This is a genomic window from Streptomyces sp. PH9007 (assembly GCF_059813725.1).
Genome location: NZ_CM187440.1, coordinates 1,445,734 through 1,465,522, shown reverse-complemented (window position 1 = coordinate 1,465,522; position 19,789 = coordinate 1,445,734). Strand labels below are relative to the sequence as shown.

Here is a 19,789-nt window from a genome sequence, read left to right as displayed (position 1 = left end):
CCGCCCCGGTGCTTACGCGGTGGCGGGCGCCGGCTGCGCGGGGGCCGGACGCAGCAGCCGGACGGCCACCGCCCCCGCCACCGCCAGGGCCAGCAGCGACAGGCCGGTGCTGATCCAGCTCGCGCCCAGGATCTGGCCGCCGAGGTAGCCGATGCCGACGCTGTAGCAGGTCCACACCACGGCGGCCAGCGCCGACCACGGCAGGAAGTCCTTGGCCCGGCGGCGGGTGGCGCCGGCCCCGAGCGAGACCACCGCCCGCCCGGCGGGGGCGAAGCGCGCCAGGATGACCAGCGAACCGCCGCCCCTGGCCAGGGCCGAGCCGAGCCGTACCTGGGCGCTGGAGAGCCTGCGGGAGCGGGCGATGGCGGTGTCGAAGCGGCGTCCGCCGTGCAGGGCGAGCCGGTAGGCGCACAGATCACCGAGGAACGAGGCGGTCGCCGCGCACAGCATCAGCAGGGCCAGCTGCGGGAGATGGGCTCCGGGGTTGGGGGCCGGCAGGCCCGCCACGTCCATGGCCGTACCGCCCGCGATGGTCGCCGCGGTGACCACGACGGCGCCGCTGGGGAGCACCGGGACGAACACGTCGAGCAGGATGAACAGCACGACGACGAGGTAGATCCACGGGGCGTAGAGCAGGACCCCCAAGGTCTCCAACACGTGTTCCCCGCTCCCCGCGCAGCCGTTGGGCCGTCAGCCGTCCTCGTCGCTGGATGTTCTCGATAGTGACGCATTCCTGTGCACGGTCGTTCCCCATGTCGTGCGTACACGTACCGCCGTACAGCGTACGCCCGCGTCATCCAGCCGGTGCACGCGGGTGCGTACGGCGGGCGCCCCGCTCCCAAGGGGGGCATCGTGTGGAAACGCCCCAGGTGAGGGGCTATGCGCAGCGGCGTGTGAGGAGAACGGACATGGGTGTGCGGAGCACGGGGACCAGTGGTGTGCGGAAGGGGCCGCGGATGCGCGCGCTGGCGCGCTCGCTGGCCCCCGCGATGGTGTTGACGCTGGCGGGCACGGGCGTCGCGCAGGCGCGCGCCGGGGGTGACGGGGCGCACTGGCTGCGGGCGTGGGGGTACGTCGTCCCGCCCGGCCAGGGGGCGGAACGTGACGCGCTGACGTACGACGAGGACCTGGTGCCCGCCGGTGCCCGGATCGAGGTGGTGCAGCGGGTGACGGGCGAGGCGATGACGGTGGAACTGGAGGTGCGCGGGGTGCTGCCGGGGCACACCTTCGGGGCCCATGTGCACGAGTCGCCGTGCGGGGACGATCCGGCTGACTCCGGTCCGCACTACCAGAACGTGCCGAGCGAGGACCCCGAGGCGGCGAATCCCGGCAACGAGGTGTGGCTGGACTTCACCGCCGATTCGGCGGGCCGGGGCACGGCGGTCTCCCGGCACACGTGGGTGTTCCGGCCGGGCGAGGCCAACTCCCTGGTGCTGCACGAGCACGCCACCGGGGAGCACGGGGACGCGGGCGGCAGGGTGGCGTGCCTCACGGTCGCGTTCACGGGCTGAGGGTGTCGCGTACAGTGGAGGCGTCTGAAGGGGAGTAGCTCTTCGCCGGACCGTCGACATACTGGCTCCTCGGGGCCCGGCGCCCGGAGCGGACGCGTGAGCGTCCGCCAGCGAGACCTTCGGCCAGCAGTGTCCATGACGCTGCCGTGCCGAAGCGTGCGCTCTCCCGCGGATTCCTCGGCACGGCCGTCGGCCCGTCCGATTCACCCTCACGAGGAATCCCGTGTTCTCCCTGTCTACCGCCGCCGTGGTCTTCGGCGTCATCTTCCTGGCCGAATTGCCCGACAAGACCGCACTCGCCGGTCTGTTGCTGGGTACCCGCTTCCGCGCGTCCTACGTCTTCGCCGGGGTCGCCGCCGCCTTCGCCATCCATGTGGTGCTGGCGGTGGCGGCCGGTTCGGTGCTCACCCTGCTGCCGCAGCGCCCGCTCCAGGCTGTCGTCGGCCTGCTGTTCCTGGGCGGCGGGCTCTATCTGCTGCGCAGCAAGGCGGAGGAGGACGAGGAGATCAAGGAGCCTTCGAGCGCGTCCTTCTGGAAGGTCGCGGGCTCCGGCTTCATGCTCATCCTGGTCGCCGAGTTCGGCGATCTCACCCAGATCATGACCGCCAACCTGGCGGCCCGGTACGACGACTGGCTGTCGGTGGGCATCGGCGCGTTCGCGGCGCTGTGCGCGGTGGCCGGGATCGGCATCCTGGGCGGCCGGGCGCTGCTCAAGCGGGTGCCGATGCGGCTGATCACGCGCATCGCGGCGTGCGTGATGCTGGTGCTGGCGGCCTGGAGCTTCTACGAGGCGATCGCCGGCTGAGCGTCCTCGACGAGGAGCGTGAGGGTGAGGCCCTCACCACCCGGCAGCGGGTCGACCGTCACGTGCTCCAGGGTGGGTACGGCCACGGTCGGCCCGTGGGCGGCGGCCCGCGGGCCGATCCCCACCACGCGCATCCCGGCGGCCAGGCCGGCCGCGATGCCGGCGGCGGAGTCCTCGAAGACGACGCAGTCGGCCGGCGCCATGCCCAGTTCGGCGGCGCCCTTGAGGAAGCCCTCCGGGTCCGGCTTGCTGGCGCTGACCGACTCGGCGGTGATCCGGGGCAGCGGGATGCGCAGCCCGGCCGCCGTCATCCGGGCGGTGGCGAGTGCCAGATCGGCCGAGGTGACCAGGGCGTGCGGCAGGGCGGCGGCTTCCAGGGCGGCCAGGAAGCGGTGGGCGCCGGGGATCGGCACGATGCCCTCGACGTCGCTGGTCTCGGCGGCGAGCATCCGCGCGTTGTCCGCGTGGTTCAGCTCCATCGGGCGTTCCGGCAGCAACTCCGCCATGGTGGCGTACCCCTGCCGCCCGTGGACGACCCGCAGGACCTGCTCGAAGGGCACTCCGTGCTCCTCGCCCCAGGCCCGCCACAGCCGTTCGACCACCGCGTCCGAGTCCACCAGGGTGCCGTCCATGTCCAGCAGAAGGGCGCGGGCGGTGAGTACGGCGGTCGGCATCGCGAGAGCTCCAAACAGCGGACAGCACAAAACCCAGTGGCCCCGCCCGCAAGGTCGGGGAGCGGGCGGAACCACTTTGTTTTCCCACGATACAAAACGGAGCCCGGTCACCGCCAGCCCACCCCCGTACCGTTATCGGTGTTCACCTCCCGGCCAGTCGCCGTTCGCCGCTCCCAGCTCGGCCGACAGCTCCCGCACCAGCACCTCCAGATCGTGCGGGCGGCCCGGACCCCACCAGTCGCCCAGCAGTGCGGCGAGTTCCTCCTCCTGGGCCCGCACCAGCGCGGCGGTCGTCGCCCGCCCCCGCGTCGTCGCGTGCAGATCCAGGCCCTCCCGTACCGCCTCGCCGCGCTCCTCCAGGGTGCGGGCGGCCCGCGTGATGACCTCGACCGGGACCGCGTGCCGGTCCGCGAGCAGCGCGGGTTCGGCCCGGCCGTCGCGGTGGATGCGCAGCAACAGCCAGCAGGCCGCCGGTTCCAGGCCGGTGCCCGAACGGCGGGCCACGTTCTCGTACACCTCGCGCCGGCCCGCGTAACTGCCCAGCCGGGACAGCGCGCGGGCGCACTCGTCGCGCGAGGAGCGCACCACCGGGGTGGGCGGCACCGTCTGCGCCGCGTCCGGCGCCTGCACGCTGCGCCGCAGGGGCTCCTCGCGCAGCAGCCAGGCCAGGACGAAGCCGATCGCCATCACCGGCACCGCGTACAGGAAGACGCTGGTGATGGCGGAGGAGTACGAGTGCAGGACGTTGGTGCGCAGCCCGTCGGGGAGCAGCGCGATGCCGCGCGGGTCGTGGAGCAGCGTGTCGCGGCTGACGCCGGGCGGCAGGGGGACGCCGCGCAGATCGGCGCTGAGCTTGTCGCCGAGCAGCCGCGTGAAGATCGTGCCGAACACCGCCACGCCGAAGGCGGCGCCGATGGAGCGGAAGAAGGTGACGCCGGCGGTGCCGACGCCGAGGTTCTCGTACCCCACGGAGTTCTGGACGGCCAGCACCATCACCTGGAGCACGCCGCCGATGCCCATGCCGAAGACGAGGAAGTACAGGCTCGTCTCCCAGGTGCTGCTGGAGGGGCTGAGGTTGTGGAGCAGGATCAGCCCGAGCGCGGTGACCGCGGTGCCGATCACGGGGTAGATCTTCCAGCGGCCGGTGTGGCTGATGAGCTGCCCCGAGAGCGTCGAGGTGAACAGCAGGCCCAGCACCATCGGCAGCAGATGGACCCCGGAGAGGGTCGGTGAGATGCCCTTCACCACCTGGAGGAAGGTGGGCAGGTAGGTGATCGCGCCGAACATCGCGAAGCCGACGATGAACGCGATGCCGCAGCACAGGGAGAAGGTGCGGATGGTGAAGAGGGACAGCGGCAGGACGGGTTCGGCGGCGCGCCCCTCGACCCGGATGAACAGGGCCAGGCAGACGAGGCCGAGTACGGCGACGGCGGCGATCTGCCAGGAGGCCCAGGCCCAGGTGGAGCCGCCGAGCGAGGCGATCAGCACCAGGCAGGTGGCGACGGCGGCGACGAGAAAGGTGCCCGCGTAGTCGATGGTGTGGCGCCTGCGGCGGGCCGGGAGGTGCAGCACGAGGGCGATCACCACGAGGGCGACGGCGCCGACGGGGACGTTGATGTAGAAGACCCAGCGCCAGGAGAGCCGGTCGACGAAGAAGCCGCCCAGCAGCGGGCCGAGCACGCTGGTGGCGCCGAAGACGGCGCCGAACAGGCCCTGGTAGCGGCCACGGTCCCGCGGCGGTACGAGGTCGCCGACGATCGCCATCGACAGCGCGATCAGCCCGCCGCCGCCCAGGCCCTGGAAGAAGCGGAAGGCGATCAGCTCGCCCATGTTCTGGGCGAGGCCGCACAGCGCGGAGCCGATCAGGAAGATCACGATGGCCAGCTGGAACAGCTTCTTGCGTCCCCACTGGTCACCGAGCTTGCCCCACAGCGGCGTACCGGCGGTGGAGGCGAGGAGGTAGGCGGTGACCACCCAGGAGAGGTGGTTCAGGCCCCCGAGGTCGCTGACGATGGTCGGCAGGGCGGTGGCCACGATCGTCTGGTCCAGGGCCGCGAGGAACAGCCCGAGCATGAGCGTGCCGAGTGAGAGCCACAGGGCGGCACGGGAGCGGGCCTCCGGCTCGGGCGGCGGTGGAGGGCCGGCATCGGCGGGTGTCGCGGGCTGCGCCGTCATACGGGGCGTCGCCTCCTCGCGGGGGGTGGGGGAGTGGGGGAGAGAGGGGGAGAAGGGGTGGGAAGGGGTGGGAGGGGCAGAAGGGGCCGACTGCCCTTTTGGGCACGGACGTATGAGTGCTTGTAACGGACAGCTACGGTGTTCGATTCGTTCTGCACCATCTTGTCCGTAAATTCGGGTGCTGGCTTGTTGAACGAGAGACGGGCATCACTCGTACGGGTGGTGCATAATCGCTGCCAATCGACCGGGAAGGGTGGCGCGATGTCCCAGGACGCCGACTGCCTGATATGCGGACGCCCGGCGGAACCCACGGGGGAGCCCGCCTGCGGCTGTCTCACACACTCGCTGTCACGTCCCGTACCGTCCTCCGTCACCGGTCCCGATCCGGCCGATGTGGCGCTGTTTTCGGTCGAGTCCCCGCCCCAGCAGCGCCGCGCGTTGCTGCGGGTGCCCCTGCAGGCCACCCCGGAGACCCGGGCCCAGGGCACGCACCGCAAGCCCAAGCAGCGCACCCGGGCGGTCGCCGCCGCCGGCGGGGCGATGGCGGCGGCGGTGGTGGGCTGCACCGCGCTGGCCGCCTCGCTGATGGGCGGGCAGGGCCGCACCAACGAGGCTTTGGACAAGAGCCAGGACGGCCCGATGATCTCCCTGCCGGACGGCGATCCGCTGCCGGACGGCGGTGTACTGCCCGACGGCGGTGACCGGTGGGATTACGGCCCCCCCGCGCCGCCGCCCTCGCCCTCCCCCGGGACGGGTGCGGAGGCGGACACCGGGAACGGCGCCGACACCGGCCTGGACGCGGACGACGGCAGCGCGCCGGTGCCCCAGCCCCCGCCGGTCACGGAGACCGGCGAACCGTCGCCGCCCGCCGAGCCCTCCCCGCCGCCCGCCCCGCAGGAGCCGGAGGAACCCGAGGAGACACTCCCTTCCGAACCGCTGCCCTCACCCGACCCGCCGGGCGGCGTGCTGCGGGAGGGCGACACCGGGGAGCAGGTGGTGGAGCTCCAGCAGCGGCTCCTGCAACTGGGCTGGATCTACGACGGGCCCGCGCACGGTACGTACGACGAACGGACGGCGGACGCGGTGGCCCGCTTCCAGATGGCGTACGGCGTGCAGGGGGACGAGTGGGGGGTGTACGGCGTGAACACCCGCCAGTCGCTGGAGCACCACACAGCCGTATAGGGCCCGGCCGCCCCGCGCCGGGGCCGTTGTGCGCCGGGTGACCGCGGGTACCGGGCCCGCCCGAGACCGGACCCGCCGACCGGCGGCATCCTGCCGACGGCGCTCTACCGCCCGGGCGATGTGCCCGCCCGCACCAGGGCGCGGGCCAGCTCGGTGGTCTCCGGAAGACAGTCCAGCGAGAGGGGCTGCGTGGCGACGGCGCCCTCGTGCAGCACGAGGAGCTGGGTGGCGAGGGTGGCCGGGCGCGAGCAGCCCGCCGCGGTGGCGAGTTCCGCGAACAGGTTCCGCAGCCAGAGCTTCTGGTGCGCGGCGACGCGGTGCGCGGGATGCGACGGGTCCGGAAGCTCCGCCAGCGCGTTGATGAAGGCGCAGCCGCGGGTGTGGGTCTCGCTCCAGGTCCGCAGGGCCTCGAAGGGGGCGGTGACGGCCTCGGCCTGAGTGTCGCAGGCGTCGACGGCGGCCCGGACGTGTGCCCGCCAGCGCCGGTCGCGTTCCGTGAGGTAGGCGGCCACGAGGTGCTCTTTCGAACCGAACCGGTTGTACAGCGTCCGCTTGGTCACGCCGGAGTGCTCGGCGATCAGATCCACCCCGACCGCCGTGATGCCACGGTCGTAGAACAGCTCCTCCGCGGCTGCCAGAATGCGGCGGCCGGCCGGTGTCATGGGCTGCGTTTCCGCCACGACGGGCCCCCTTCACAGAACGGTGTACGGTGGGAGAAGTTCACAGATCAGTATACCTGAGGAGGTTCAAGCGATGAGTGCGTCGGACGTCATGCGAGCGGTGCGCATCACCAGGCACGGAGGGCCCGAGGTCCTTGAACCGGCGGAGGTCGCCGTCCCCGCCCCGCAGGAGGGGGAGGTGCTGGTCCGGGTCGGCGCGGTGGCGCTGAACAACACCGACCTGTGGACGCGGGAGGGTGCCTATGGCCGCCCGGAGGACCCCGGGGCGCTGTCGGGCTGGCGAGGCCCCATCGACTTCCCGCGCATCCAGGGCGCCGACGTGGCCGGCCGGGTCGTGGCCGTCGGGACCGGCGCACCGCGGGATCTCGTGGGGCGCCGGGTGGTCGTCGACCCCGCGATCTACGACACCGAGGGGCCGGACGCCAACCCGGTGGGCCTGATGGGGAGCGAACGCGACGGCGGATACGCCGAGTACGTGACGGCGCCGGCGAAGCGGGTGCACGACGTGACGGAATCCCCGCTCACGGACGAGCAACTCGCGACGCTGCCGACCGCCTACGGCACGGCGCTGGGCATGATCGAACGGGGCCGGCTGCGCGAGGGCGAGACCGCGCTGGTCTCCGGAGCGTCCGGCGGGGTGGGTATCGCGCTCGTGCAGATCGCCCGTGCGCGCGGCGCCAGGGTGATCGCCATCAGCAGCGGAACCAAGATCGACGCGGTACGCGAGGCGGGCGCGCACGACGTCATCGACCGCGCGGGAGACATCACCGGGCAGATTCGCGCCGCCGCCCCGCAGGGCATCGACGTCGCACTCGACGTGGTGGCGGGCGACCTGGTCGGCGACGGGCTGCCGCTGCTGCGCGAAGGGGGCCGGTGGGTCATCGCCGGAGCGCTCGGTGGCTACGCGGTGGCCTTCGACGTACGCCGGCTCTACCTGCACAACGCCCAGGTCATCGGCTCCGCGATGCACACGCCCACGCACTTCGGCCTCCTCATGGACCTGGCGCGCCGGGCGGAGATCCAGCCCGTCATCGCCGCGACCTTCCCCCTGGAGCAGGCCGCTCAGGCGCAGGAAGAACTCGCCCGCAGGGGGCACGTGGGAAAGATCGTCATGCGGCCCTGAGGTCCGTACAGGCGCGGACGCCGGTTGGTACGGACCGGCGCCGGGTCAGGAGCGGTCGCGGCGGCGGGTGCGCCACAGGCCGGCCACCGCCAGCACCGCCACCGCGGACAGCGCCGCGATCATCGGCAGCGGTGAGGCGCCGTCGTCACTCTCGCCGGCGGCGTCCTCGCTCGCGGCGGGCGCCGCCTCACCGCAGCCGGTCTCCGGATAGCCGGTGATGCCGCACAGCATGCCGTTGGAGGCGTAGCGCAGCGGCTCGGCCACCTCCGCCAGGGCGGCGGCGGCCGTCGTCCCCGCCGCGTCGGGGGCGCACGCCGTACGGGCGTCCGGGGCGCCGTCCGCCGTGCCGAAGTCGATGACCACCGCCACCCCGGCCGGATTGCCGGGGCAGATCTCCGCGTGCTCGGTCGCGCCGCGCGGCGCGAGCGGCGCGGCCGTCGCGTTCTCGCTGGTCGTGAAGTGGAAACCGACCACATCACCCTCGGCGACGCGCGCCGTGCCCGGCCCCTCCGCCGCGTACGCCCAGCTGCCCGAGCCCGCGTCCCACTGCCAGAACGACCAGTAGGCGTAGCTCGCCGCCCACGCCTTGGCGGGCAGGCACAGCAGGAGCAGCAGGGCGGCGGACAGCGCCAGCGCGCGCCGCACCGTTACTCCTCGTCCTTCTTCGGTGCGTCCTTCTCCGGCGCGGGCGGCTCGGGCTTCTCCTGCTTGGGCTCCGGCTCGGCCCGGCCCTGCTCGGGCTGCTCCCGCTCGGGCTCGGCCTGCTCCTTGGCCTGCTCCTGCCCGGCCTGCTCCTGCTCCTGATCCGGCTCCGCCGGCGCGGTCCGCGCAGGCGCCGGTGCGGGGGCGGCCTTGCGCCGCATGCTCATGACCACGCCGATGCCGATGCCGATGGCCAGACCGATCAGCAGCACCCACACCAGCGAGCCGGAGCCGCTGTCCTCCGTGGACGAGGCCGGGTCGGTGGCCATCCCCGCGCCGTCCGGGGCCGGGCCGAGCAGCGACAGCTCGCTGATCAGGTCCGTCCCGCCGAAGCTCTCCGGGGCCGCGCCCGTCGCGTGCGCGGCCAGCACCAGGGTGCCCACCGCCGCCGGGTTCACCGCGTAGTCGGCCCAGCCGCCGTGGTGCTCGCGCAGCCAGTCGAGAACGGCCTCGGCCGACTCGCTGTGCCCGGCCGCCGCCAGGGCGATCACCGTACGGGCGGTCGAGCCGAAGTCCGGCTGCTCCTCCGCGCCGGGGAAGGCCGTGACCAGGTGCTGGTCGCCCGCCTCCAGGCGGGCGGTGAGGTAGGCGGCGCCCGCCGACGCGGCCGTCTGCGGGGTGAGTTCGGCGACCGGTTCTCCGCCGTCGCACTCCAGCGCCACCGGCGGGGTGTCGGTGCCGGGGGCGTCGCCCTCCGCCGGCGTGCTCGGCGTCACCAGCAGCCCGGCGCCCTGCAGGGCCAGCACCACGTCCACCGTCGCCGCGTCGTTCACCATCAGCGCGCCCGAGTCCGGGTCCGGCTGCCAGGCGAACCCGCCGCGCTCGGCGGCCGGCGCGGTGCAGCCCAGCTGCATCCCGGCCAGCGCGTCGTACGGGCTCGCGTCGCCCCGTACGACCTCCGCCGGGTCCGTGCCCGCCGCCGCCAGCGCCGAGACCACCACGGCGGTGGAGCTGGCATCGCTGGCGCCGCCCGGGTTGTAGCTCCAGCCGCCGTCCGCGTTCTGCACCCCGGTCAGCCAGTTCACCGTTCCGGCGACGGCCTCGTCGTGGCCGCCGAGCGCGGCCAGCGCCTGGAGCGCCATCGCCGTCGCGTTGGAGTCGGCCAGCGTCACATCGGCGCACGCCTCGCCCTCCGGATCGGCCCGGTAGGACAGGAACGAGCCGTCCGCGCACTGCTGTTGCAGCAGCCACTCCACGGCCTCGGGCGCCGGCGTGTAGCCCGCCGCGTCCTGGGCGAGCAGCGCCACCGACTGCCGCCACACCCCGTCGTACGACGGGTCGGCGGAGCCGAACAGCGCGTCCGGGAGGGCGTCGTCCGCAGCGGGCGCGGCGACGGCACCCCACGGTGTGGTCAGGGCGATCACGGCGGCGCCGGCCAGGGCCAGGGCGCCGCGGCGCGGGAGATGCATCTGCGCTATGCCTTTCTGCGGACGGTCGGCCCACTCTATCCGCCCGGTTTCAGCCGCTTTCCCGCACGTCCGCGCCCCACTCACGGGCCGGCACGTGGTGTTCATCACCTTCCCCGGCTACGACCCGTTCCTGGTGGGCAGGCTATGTTTCTCCGGAACCTTGTGACTTACCCGTGAGTAGCCGCTTGACCGAGGGGGCCGGGCGTGACCGCAGAGGCAGGCGTGGACCGCCCACTGAGCATCGCGTTGCTGACCTACAAGGGCAACCCCTTCTGCGGCGGCCAGGGCGTGTACGTGCGGCACCTCTCCCGCGAACTCGCCGCGCTCGGCCACCGGGTCGAAGTCATGGGCGCCCAGCCCTACCCCGTACTCGACTCCCTCGGCGAGGGCGTCACCTTCACCCCGCTGCCCAGCCTCGACCTGTACCGGCAGCCCGACCCGTTCCGCAGTCCGCGCCGCGACGAGTACCGGGACTGGATCGACCGCCTGGAAGTCGCCACCATGCGCACCGGCGGCTTCCCCGAGCCGCTCACCTTCTCGCTGCGCGCCCGCCGCGCCCTCGCCGCCCGCGCCGCCGACTTCGACGTGGTGCACGACAACCAGACCCTCGGCTACGGACTGCTCGGACTGCCCGGACGCCTCGGCCTGCCGCTGGTCACCACCATCCACCACCCCATCACCGTGGACCGCCGCCTGGAACTGGCCGCCGCCCCCACCCGGGGCCGCCGCATGTCGCTGCGCCGCTGGTACGGCTTCACGCGCATGCAGAAACGTGTCGCCCGCCGGCTGCCGTCCGTCGTCACCGTCTCCGGCTCCTCCCGGCAGCAGATCATCGACGACCTCGGGGTCCGCCCAGACCGGGTCCGGGTGGTGCCCATCGGCGCCGACACCCGCGTCTTCCACCCCGACCCGGCCGTCCCCGAGATCGCGGGACGCATCGTCACCACCTCCAGCGCCGACGTCCCCCTCAAGGGACTGGTCCACCTCATCGAAGCGCTCGCCAAGGTCCGCACCGAACACCCCACCGCCCACCTGGTGGTGGTCGGCTCGCGCCCCCCGGCCGGCAGCCCGGTGGCCGAGGCCATGGACCGCTTCGGCTTCGAGCAGGGCGGCGGCGCCGTCGAGTTCGTCAAGGGCATCAGCGACACCGAACTCGGTGACCTGGTGCGCGGCGCCCAGATCGCCGCCGTGCCCTCCCTGTACGAGGGGTTCTCGCTGCCCGCCGCCGAGGCCATGGCCACCGGGACCCCGCTGGTCGCCACCACCGGCGGCGCCATCCCCGAGGTCGCGGGTACGGACGGCGAGACCTGCCTGGCCGTACCGCCCGGCGACGCCGGCGCGCTCGCCGCCGCCCTCGGCCGGCTGCTGGCGGACCGCGACCTGCGGGCCCGCATCGGCGCCGCGGGACGCGAGCGTGTGCTGGCCCGTTTCACCTGGCGGCAGGCCGCCATCGGGACGGTCGAGCGCTACCGCGCCGCCGTCACCGCCTGACCCGGTCCCGATCCTGACCCGATCAGGGATTGATCGCACAGAACCACAGCCGAAGGAGCCGCCCGGTGCTGACCGTGGACTTCACCCGCTTCCCGATCGCCCCGGGGGACCGCGTCCTGGATCTGGGCTGTGGTGCGGGACGGCACGCCTTCGAGTGTTACCGGCGCGGCGCCCACATCGTCGCCCTGGACCGCAACGGCGAGGAGGTCCGCACGGTGGCCGGCTGGCTCGCCGCCATGCGGGAGGCGGGCGAGGCACCGGCCGCGGCGAGCGCCGTCGCCATCGAGGGCGACGCGTTCGCGCTGCCGTTCGCCGACGCCACCTTCGACGCCGTCATCATCTCCGAGGTCATGGAGCACATCCCCGACGACAAGGGCGTCCTGGCCGAACTGGTCCGCGTGCTCAAGCCGGGCGGCCGGATCGCCGTCACCGTGCCCCGGTACGGCCCCGAGCGGGTGTGCTGGGCGCTCAGCGACGCCTACCACCAGGTCGAGGGCGGCCACATCCGCATCTACCGGCCGCGCCAACTGCTCGCCCGCGTCCGGGAGGCCGGCCTGCGCCCGTACGGCAGCCACTGGGCGCACGCCCTGCACTCGCCGTACTGGTGGCTCAAGTGCGCCTTCGGCGTGGACAACGACAAGGCGCTGCCGGTGCGCGCGTACCACAAGCTGCTCGTGTGGGACATCATGAAGAAGCCGCTGGCGACCCGGCTCGCCGAGGACGTGCTGAACCCGCTCATCGGCAAGAGCTTCGTGGTGTACGCGACCAAGCCCCGGCGGCAGGTGCGCGCGTGAGCGGAAAGGACACCGGGCACGGCACGGAACGGCTCGTGCTGCCCGGTGTGTTCACCGCCGACCAGGCCGCCGTCACCGCCGCCGCCATCGCCGGGATCCAGCGCGCGGACGGCGCCATACCGTGGTTCCGGGGGCACCACCTGGACCCCTGGGACCACATCGAGGCCGCCATGGCCCTGGACGCGGCCGGCGACCACCGCCGCGCCGCCGCCGCCTACCACTGGCTCGCCCGGCACCAGTTGCCGGACGGCTCCTGGTACGCCGCCTACGCCGACGGCGACGCCGCCCGGCCCACCGACCGGGGCAAGGAGACCAACTTCTGCGCCTACGTGGCGGCAGGCGTCCTGCACCACTATCTCGCCACCGGGGACGAGGAGTTCCGGGAACGGATGTGGCCCGTCGTGTACGCGGCCGTCGAATTCGTGCTGGAACTCCAGCGCGAGGGCGGCGAGATCGGCTGGCGCCGGGACCCGGACGGCAGCGCCTGCGACGGGGCCCTGCTCACCGGTTGCTCCTCGATCCACCAGGCGCTGCGCTGCGCGCTGGCCCTGGCCGAACTGCGGGACGACCCGCAGCCGGACTGGGAGCTGGCCACCGGGCGGCTCGGGCACGCACTGCGGCACCACCCCGAGTGCTTTCTCGACAAGTCGAGTTACTCGATGGACTGGTACTACCCGGTGCTCGCGGGCGCGCTGCGCGGTGCGGCCGGGCGGGCCAGGATCGAGGACCGCTGGCCGGAGTTCGTGGTCGAGGGGCTCGGCGTGCGCTGCGTGTCCACCAACCCGTGGGTGACGGGCGGGGAGAGCGCCGAGCTGGCGCTGGCCCTGTGGGCGGTCGGCGACAGCGAGCGGGCCGCGAGCGTCCTGCGCTGGATCGGACATCTGCGGGCGCCGGACGGGCTGTACTGGACCGGGTACGTGTACGCGGACGAGGCGATCTGGCCGCGCGAACGCACCGCGTGGACGGCCGGATCCGTCCTGCTGGCGGTGGCCGCGCTCACCGGGGACGAGGCCACCGGGGCCGTCTTCGGCGGCGCGGGGCTGCCGCGCGGCCTGGAGGCCGAGGAGTGCTGCGACCGGTCCTGAACCGGGGGTGGCGCGAGTTCGCCGGGCCGGAACACGGCCGAGGGCGGCGGGCCGTTGCCGGCCCGCCGCCCTCGTGTGTCTGTCTGCCAGACCTGCTCCGGCCTACCGGCCCGACTCAGCCGCGCTGGATCCCGGAGGTGTCCTGGAGCACGCCGCGACGGCCGTCCTGGGTCTGGGCGACCAGGGCCTGACCGCGCTGCTCGACGGCCAGATACCAGGTACCGGGCGCCAGCTCGGCGACCGGGGTCGGCGCGCCGTTCTCGTCGTACAGCGGGCGGGCGGCGGGCACCGCGAACCAGAACGGCTGGAAGTTCGGGTCGGCGGCGGCCGGCTGCTGCACGGCGCTCACGCCGGGCTGCGAACCGTACGGCGGCTGCTGCGCACCCGGGCCGGGGTAGCCGTAACCGGCCTGCGGCTGACCGGGCTGGGGCTGACCGGGCTGTGCACCGTAGGCCTGCGGCTGACCGTAGGTGGGCTGCGGGTTGGGGTTACCGGCGGGGATGAGGGGGGCCTTGAACGCGGGCACCAGGTGGGTGAGCACCGCACCGGCGGCCATCGCCAGGCCGGCGATCAGGGAGATGATCGCGCCGGGGCCCATGTCCAGGTAATCCCCCATGCCCGTCGGGTTGGCGAAGATCACCCACAGTGCCGACCAGCCGGTGAAGACGGCCAGCGCCGTACCCCACTGGTCGAACTTCAGCCCCACGAACTCCTTGCTCTGGAACTGCGGGGCGAAGCGGGCGAGGGCGATCAGGCCCGCCGCGGCGAAGCCGGCCAGGAAGACGGAGGGCAGCACCGGGAACCAGAAGTTCGACCAGCCGCTCTTGCCGCTGCCGCCGCCCTCGCCGGGCGTCCAGTAATCAAGGAAAGAGGCGATGAAGAGCAGGACCGCTGCTCCGAAAATCACTGCATCGCCTCGGGTGAGCGAGCGGTTGTTCACGTCAGATCCTTCGTCGGTCTTGTCGGTCTCGTCGTCATGGTCTGGTCAGACACTAGGCGGGCCCATCGTACGGATGAAGTCCGCCGCCGGTCCGTGGGGAGGGCTGATCTGTTTCCCAGACGGCACGCTTGTGATGTTGTCGTGACTTTCCCCACAGCGTCCGAACATCGTGTGCCGGGAAGGTCCTTCCACCTGCTCAGACGCGGTCGGAAACGGTCCGGCGCAGAACCCGCAGCGAACGGCATACGGAGACCTCCGCGAAGGCCCCCGACTCCACCGCCCGCCGCCAGATCCGGTACGGGGCCTGGCCGCCGTCCGCCGGGTCGGGGAACACGTCGTGGATGACCAGCAGGCCGTCCACCGCCAGCTGCGGCACCCAGCTCTCGTAGTCCTCCACGGCCTGGGCGTCGGAGTGCCCGCCGTCGATGAACACCAGGCCGTACCGTCCGCCGCCGCCCCCGCCCAGGGCGCTCGCCGCCCGGGCCGAGCCGCCGACGACGGCCACCACGTACTCCTCCACGCCCGCCTCGGCCAGGGTGTGCCGGAACAGCGGCAGCGTGTCCATCCGCCCGGGATCCGCCGGGTCGGCGGTCGCCGGGTCGTGGTACTCCTCACCCGGCTGCTGTTCCTCGCTGCCGCGGTGGTGGTCCACGGTGACCGCGACCGTACCGGCGGCGCGCGCGGCGTCCGCCAGCAGCAGGGTGGACCGGCCGCAGTAGCTGCCGATCTCCAGCAGCGGCAGCCCCAGCCGGGCGGCGGCCTCCACGGCGGCGCCGTGCAGCGCCCGGCCCTCGTCCAGCGGCATGAAACCCCTGGCCCGCCGGACGTGGTCAAAGATGTCCGTGGTGTCCTCGGCTTCGGACACATCGTCCCCCTACGGTCCCCGTTGCCCGCCCCCGCGAGCTGTCCGTGGCCACCATGCTGCACCATCCCGCCGACAGCCGCGCCCTGGGGTCCCGGCACGGACCGGTCGGACCGCCGGAAGCACCCGCCCGACCGACCCACCGGCCCACCGCGCCGTGCGAACCCGGCGGCCCGATCAGTCGGTCCGGGCCAGCGGCGAGTGGTGCAACGGCACGGGCTTGGTGACGCCCTGGTTCGCCGGCGCCGCGGACGCCGGCGGTCCGTGCCCTCCGGACGCCTCCTGCCCACCGGGCTCGTACGGCACCGCCGTCTCCGGCGCGGGCCGCAGCGGCTGCGGCTCGGGAACGGGCACCGCCACCCGCTCCAGACCCCACGGCAACTCCTCCGTCGCGTACGGCAGCAGCAGCTCCCCGGCCGCCGTCCACCGCCCGACGCCCGCCAGCCAGCCCTCCGGTGCCGCTATCGGCTGCACCTCGCGCTGCTGCGCCCGCCACACCGCCACCCACCGCACGCCCACCTCGGGCGCCGACAGTTCCAGCGCCACCGCGCACGCCTCGGGCGTCAGCATCTGCCCCGGCTGCACGGCGAACGGTCTTATCGCCACACCGTCCGGATGCAGCGCCTCGGGGAAGCGCACCGGCAGCCGGCTGCCGAGCACCCCCCACCCGATGCGGTCCTCGCCCGGGGCGTCGGAGACGACCATCAGCAGCCCGCTGTCCGGGTCGGCCAGCAGCAGCCGGTCGTTGCTGTGCTCGGTGATCCGCAGCAGCTCGCTCGGGAGCCCGCCGCCCTCCACGTCCACCGTCACCGTGCGGGTGTGGCCGGTCGCCGGGTCCGTACGGTCCAGGGCCAGCAGCCGGCCGCCCGCGTCCAGCCAGGCGCCGCCCGAGCAGTGGCCCGGGACCCGGGTCACCGGCTCCGGGCCGAACGCCCCGCCGCACACCAGCCACAGCGCCGTCTCACCAGTGGCCTCGTCCGCCACCAGCGCGTACACCCGCGCCCCGTCGGGGGCCGGCGGCAGCAGCCGCAGCCGTCCCGACGACTCCAGCGCGCCCAGCGGCAGTTCACCGGTCTCGGGCCCGGAGGGATAGAGCAGCGCCAAGTGGTAGTGGCCGTCCGCGTAGCGGGCGATCAGCACCCGGCCGTCCGCGAGCGGCTGCACCGGGCTGTCCGGCTCCTCCGGCTGGCCCGCGGGCAGCGGAACGGCGTACGGTTCGGGCCCGTCCAGCGTCCAGCGTTCCGTGTACCAGGCGTCTTCCGCCCCGCCCGGGGCCCGTACGAGCCGGGCGGCGTACGATCCGTCCGCCGCGATCGACATCATGAAATCGCTCACCTCCAGGCCAGGACGGTAGATTTCGCGCGCCGACCGAACAACCCGCCGTGCTCCGCTTCACGCATAAGGGTGACCCAGCGGGGTTTGCAAGATCAACCTGGGTGGGGTGTGCATCGGCCGGGCCGGCCCGGGGCCGCACCGGAAACCGGGCGGGCGCGGGGCCGGGTAGCCTGAGCGCGTGCCGCCCGTACTCTCCGATGTCATCTCCGCGCTCGACGCTCTGTGGCCCCCCGCGCTGGCCGAGGACTGGGACGCCACGGGCCTGGTCTGCGGTGATCCGCAAGCCCCCGTCTCCCGCGTGCTGTTCGCCGTCGACCCGGTCCAGGAGATCGCGGACGAGGCGATCGAACGCGGTGCCCAGCTGCTCATCACCCACCACCCCTTGTATCTGCGCGGTACCACTTCGGTGGCCGCCGACACCTTCAAGGGGCGCGTGGTCCACCAGCTGATCAAACACGATGTGGCGCTGTTCGTCGCCCACACCAACGCCGATCGCGCCGACCCCGGCGTCTCCGACGCGCTCGCCGGCGCCCTCGATCTGCGGGTCACCGGGCCCCTGATCCCCGACCCCACCGACCCGGCCGGACGGCGCGGACTCGGCCGGATCTGCGCGCTCGACCGGCCGCTGACCCCCGCCGAGTTCGCCCGGTACGCCGCCGAGCGGCTGCCCGCCACCGCGCAGGGCGTCCGCGTGGCCGCCGACCCGGCCGCCCCCGACCGCCCGATCCGTACGGTCGCGGTCTGCGGCGGCAGCGGGGACAGCCTCTTCGCGGCGGTCCGGGCGGCCGGCGTCGACGCGTACGTCACCGCCGACCTGCGGCACCACCCCGCCTCCGAGGCCCGCGAGCACACCGGGCTGACCCTGGTGGACGCCGCGCACTGGGCCACCGAGTGGCCCTGGTGCGCGCTGGCCGCCGCCGAACTGGACGCGGTCTCCGAACGGCACGGCTGGGGGCTGCGCACGCACGTCTCCCACCGGGTCACGGACCCCTGGACCGCGCACGCATCATCCGACCCCAACACCACCCCGGGAGCCCCCAACTGAAAGCCGCGCCCGTCGATCAGATCCGGCTGCTCGACGTCCAGGACCTGGACGTCCGGCTCACCCAGCTCGCGCACCAGCGCAAGAACCTGCCCCAGCACGCCGAGATCCGCGCCCTGGAGGGCGAACTGACCCAGCAGCGCGCGCTGCTGGTGGCCGCCCGCACCGAGAGCAGCGACACCGCCCGCGAGCAGGCCAAGGCCGAGGCGGACGTCGACCAGGTACGCAAGCGGGCCGCCCGCGACCAGGAGCGGTTGGACTCCGGCCTGGTCACCAACCCCAAGGACCTGTCCGGGCTGCAGAGCGAGATCGCCTCGCTCTCCCGCCGCCAGGACGACCTGGAGACCGTTGTCCTGGAGGTCATGGAGCGGCAGGAGGCAGCCGAGGCGCGCGCCGCCGAACTGGCCACCGCCGTCACCGACCTGGAGGCCAGGGAGGCGGAGCTGGTCGAGCGCCGCGACGAGGCGCTGGCCGGCATCGGCGCCGAGGAGGACACCGTCCGCAAGCAGCGCGAGCAGATCGCGGAGGGCGTGCCCGCCGACCTGTTGAAGCTGTACGACCGGCTGCGCGAGAAGCAGGGCGGCGTCGGCGCGGCACGGCTGTACCAGCGGCGCTGCGAGGGCTGCCGCCTGGAACTCGACGTCACGGTGGTGAACGAGGTGAAGGCCGCCGCCGCCGACGATGTCGTGCGCTGTGAGAACTGCAGCCGGATCCTGGTCCGTACCCCCGAGTCCGGCCTGTGAGCCGCCGCTTCATCGTGGAGGCGGACGGCGGGTCCCGGGGCAACCCGGGCCCGGCCGGGTACGGCGCGCTGGTGCTGGACGCCGCCAGCGGTGAAGTGCTGGCGGAGACCGCCGAGTCGATCGGCAGGGCGACCAACAACGTCGCCGAGTACCGGGGGCTGATCGCCGGCCTGCGGGCGGCGCACGCGCTGGACCCGGCCGCCACCGTCCTGGTGCGGATGGACTCCAAGCTGGTCGTCGAGCAGATGTCGGGCCGCTGGAAGATCAAGCACCCCGACATGCGGCCGCTGGCGGTGGAGGCCCGCGACATCTTCCCCTCGGACGCGGTGCGTTACGAGTGGATGCCGCGAGAGCGCAACAAGCACGCCGACCGGCTGGCGAACGAGGCGATGGACGCGGCGGCCAAGGGCCGCAGCTGGCAGCCCTCCGAGTCGAAGGCGCTGACCGCCGAACCCGCCGTACGGGACCGGCCCGAGCCCACCCAGCCCGAGGCGGCCACCGTCGGCACCCCGGCCGTGGGCTGGGGCGCGGACCAGGGCCCGGGCACGACCTTCGTGCTGCTGCGGCACGGCGAGACGGCGCTGACCCGCGAGAAGCGGTTCAGCGGCAGCGGCAGCACCGGGGACGCCGACCCCGAACTGGCCCCGGCCGGCGTGCGGCAGGCCGAGGCGGCGGCGGTGGCGCTGGCCGCCGCCCCCGAGGGGCGGCGCATCGAGGCGATCGTCGCCTCCCCGCTGCGCCGCTGCCGGCAGACGGCACAGGCCGTCGCCGACCGGCTCGGCCTGGAGGTGCGGATCGAGGCGGGGCTGCGCGAGACCGACTTCGCCGCCTGGGAGGGTCTGACCTTCGCCGAGGTGAACGAGCGGCACCCGCAGGACCTGGCACGCTGGCTGGCCTCGGCCCAGGCCGAACCCACCGGCGGCGGCGAGAGCCTCGCGGCCGTGGCGCGGCGTACGGCGGTGGCCCGGGACAAGATCATGGCCCGGTACGCGAGCCGGACGGTGCTGCTGGTCTCGCACGTCACGCCGATCAAGTCGCTGCTGCGGCTGGCGCTCGGCGCGCCGACCGAGGCGATGTTCCGGATGGAGCTGTCCCCGGCGGCGCTGTCCGCGGTGACGTACTACAACGACGGGCACGCCTCGATGCGGCTGTTCAACGACACCGCGCACCTGCGAACGGTGGACGGCTCCGGCCCGCTCGGCCCGTACGCGGCGGCCCCCGCCTGGCGCTGAGCGC

At 73.7% G+C, this 19,789-nt stretch carries 19 protein-coding genes; 10 read left to right on the top strand and 9 right to left on the bottom strand.

Annotated features, from left to right (window positions below; translation table 11 throughout):
* Nucleotides 1-12: 12 nt before the first annotated feature.
* A complete protein-coding gene (locus ACTFAP_RS06535) occupies nt 13-657 on the bottom strand; it encodes a DedA family protein (protein ID WP_500468455.1) in 645 nt (214 codons plus the stop codon).
* Nucleotides 658-956: 299 nt separating this feature from the next.
* Here ACTFAP_RS06535 and ACTFAP_RS06530 point away from each other — a divergent pair, with 299 nt between their 5' ends.
* Nucleotides 957-1,511, top strand: coding sequence for a superoxide dismutase family protein (locus tag ACTFAP_RS06530; protein ID WP_500468454.1), 555 nt, complete (start codon nt 957-959; stop codon nt 1,509-1,511).
* A gap of 223 nt (nt 1,512-1,734) precedes the next feature.
* Entirely contained in the window at nt 1,735-2,316 is a 582-nt protein-coding gene (locus tag ACTFAP_RS06525) for a TMEM165/GDT1 family protein (protein ID WP_495683796.1), read from the top strand.
* Here the strand turns inward: ACTFAP_RS06525 and ACTFAP_RS06520 are convergent.
* Nucleotides 2,295-2,990: an HAD-IA family hydrolase gene (locus ACTFAP_RS06520; protein ID WP_495683795.1), complete on the bottom strand. Its 696-nt coding sequence runs from the start codon at nt 2,988-2,990 to the stop codon at nt 2,295-2,297. The genes ACTFAP_RS06525 and ACTFAP_RS06520 overlap by 22 nt on opposite strands.
* Nucleotides 2,991-3,122: 132 nt before the next feature.
* On the bottom strand, nt 3,123-5,165 hold the full coding sequence (locus tag ACTFAP_RS06515) for an MDR family MFS transporter (protein WP_500468453.1): 2,043 nt from the start codon (nt 5,163-5,165) through the stop codon (nt 3,123-3,125).
* A 393-nt stretch (nt 5,166-5,558) separates the two neighbouring features.
* Here ACTFAP_RS06515 and ACTFAP_RS06510 point away from each other — a divergent pair, with 393 nt between their 5' ends.
* Nucleotides 5,559-6,347: a peptidoglycan-binding domain-containing protein gene (locus ACTFAP_RS06510; protein ID WP_500468452.1), complete on the top strand. Its 789-nt coding sequence runs from the start codon at nt 5,559-5,561 to the stop codon at nt 6,345-6,347.
* 104 nt (nt 6,348-6,451) lie between these two features.
* Here ACTFAP_RS06510 and ACTFAP_RS06505 read toward each other — a convergent pair whose 3' ends face one another.
* On the bottom strand, nt 6,452-7,009 hold the full coding sequence (locus ACTFAP_RS06505) for a TetR/AcrR family transcriptional regulator (protein WP_500469420.1): 558 nt from the start codon (nt 7,007-7,009) through the stop codon (nt 6,452-6,454).
* A 91-nt stretch (nt 7,010-7,100) separates the two neighbouring features.
* On the opposite strand from ACTFAP_RS06505, the gene ACTFAP_RS06500 reads away from it, so the two are divergent.
* Nucleotides 7,101-8,150, top strand: a complete 1,050-nt coding sequence (locus ACTFAP_RS06500; protein WP_500468451.1) for a zinc-binding dehydrogenase — start codon at nt 7,101-7,103, stop codon at nt 8,148-8,150.
* 45 nt (nt 8,151-8,195) lie between these two features.
* Here the strand turns inward: ACTFAP_RS06500 and ACTFAP_RS06495 are convergent, their stop codons facing one another.
* Both ACTFAP_RS06495 and ACTFAP_RS06490 read right to left on the bottom strand, forming a co-directional pair.
* On the bottom strand, nt 8,196-8,795 hold the full coding sequence (locus ACTFAP_RS06495) for an SCO2322 family protein (RefSeq protein ID WP_500468450.1): 600 nt from the start codon (nt 8,793-8,795) through the stop codon (nt 8,196-8,198).
* A gap of 2 nt (nt 8,796-8,797) precedes the next feature.
* Nucleotides 8,798-10,261: an SCO2321 family membrane protein gene (locus tag ACTFAP_RS06490; protein WP_500468449.1), complete on the bottom strand. Its 1,464-nt coding sequence runs from the start codon at nt 10,259-10,261 to the stop codon at nt 8,798-8,800.
* A gap of 204 nt (nt 10,262-10,465) precedes the next feature.
* Between ACTFAP_RS06490 and ACTFAP_RS06485 the strand changes: the two genes are divergently transcribed.
* The 3 genes from ACTFAP_RS06485 (at nt 10,466) to ACTFAP_RS06475 (ending at nt 13,631) form a co-directional block, all read left to right on the top strand.
* Complete coding sequence (locus ACTFAP_RS06485; RefSeq protein WP_500468448.1) at nt 10,466-11,752, top strand: glycosyltransferase family 4 protein; 1,287 nt, start codon at nt 10,466-10,468, stop codon at nt 11,750-11,752.
* Nucleotides 11,753-11,817: 65 nt separating this feature from the next.
* Nucleotides 11,818-12,546 (top strand): class I SAM-dependent methyltransferase, encoded by a 729-nt coding sequence (locus ACTFAP_RS06480; RefSeq protein ID WP_436981119.1) that lies wholly within the window; start codon nt 11,818-11,820, stop codon nt 12,544-12,546.
* The gene (locus ACTFAP_RS06475; RefSeq protein ID WP_390116783.1) at nt 12,543-13,631 is read left to right on the top strand and encodes a prenyltransferase/squalene oxidase repeat-containing protein; all 1,089 of its coding nucleotides are present in this window, start codon (nt 12,543-12,545) and stop codon (nt 13,629-13,631) included. Before ACTFAP_RS06480 ends, ACTFAP_RS06475 begins: the two co-directional genes overlap by 4 nt.
* 115 nt (nt 13,632-13,746) lie before the next feature.
* Here the strand turns inward: ACTFAP_RS06475 and ACTFAP_RS06470 are convergent, their stop codons facing one another.
* From ACTFAP_RS06470 to ACTFAP_RS06460, 3 genes are all read right to left on the bottom strand, one after another.
* Complete coding sequence (locus ACTFAP_RS06470; protein WP_495683788.1) at nt 13,747-14,571, bottom strand: DUF5336 domain-containing protein; 825 nt, start codon at nt 14,569-14,571, stop codon at nt 13,747-13,749.
* A 196-nt stretch (nt 14,572-14,767) separates the two neighbouring features.
* Complete coding sequence (locus ACTFAP_RS06465) at nt 14,768-15,376, bottom strand: class I SAM-dependent methyltransferase (protein ID WP_500469418.1); 609 nt, start codon at nt 15,374-15,376, stop codon at nt 14,768-14,770.
* Nucleotides 15,377-15,610: 234 nt separating this feature from the next.
* On the bottom strand, nt 15,611-16,756 hold the full coding sequence (locus ACTFAP_RS06460) for a hypothetical protein (RefSeq protein WP_500468447.1): 1,146 nt from the start codon (nt 16,754-16,756) through the stop codon (nt 15,611-15,613).
* Between the two features lie 190 nt (nt 16,757-16,946).
* Between ACTFAP_RS06460 and ACTFAP_RS06455 the strand changes: the two genes are divergently transcribed.
* Genes ACTFAP_RS06455 through ACTFAP_RS06445 form a run of 3 tightly spaced genes read left to right on the top strand, consistent with a single transcriptional unit; the run spans nt 16,947 to nt 19,785 of the window.
* Complete coding sequence (locus ACTFAP_RS06455) at nt 16,947-17,813, top strand: Nif3-like dinuclear metal center hexameric protein (RefSeq protein ID WP_200367517.1); 867 nt, start codon at nt 16,947-16,949, stop codon at nt 17,811-17,813.
* Entirely contained in the window at nt 17,810-18,553 is a 744-nt protein-coding gene (locus ACTFAP_RS06450; protein ID WP_390117021.1) for a zinc ribbon domain-containing protein, read from the top strand. Before ACTFAP_RS06455 ends, ACTFAP_RS06450 begins: the two co-directional genes overlap by 4 nt.
* A complete protein-coding gene (locus ACTFAP_RS06445; protein ID WP_500468446.1) occupies nt 18,550-19,785 on the top strand; it encodes a bifunctional RNase H/acid phosphatase in 1,236 nt (411 codons plus the stop codon). The genes ACTFAP_RS06450 and ACTFAP_RS06445 overlap by 4 nt, the downstream gene beginning before the upstream one ends.
* Nucleotides 19,786-19,789: the final 4 nt, after the last annotated feature.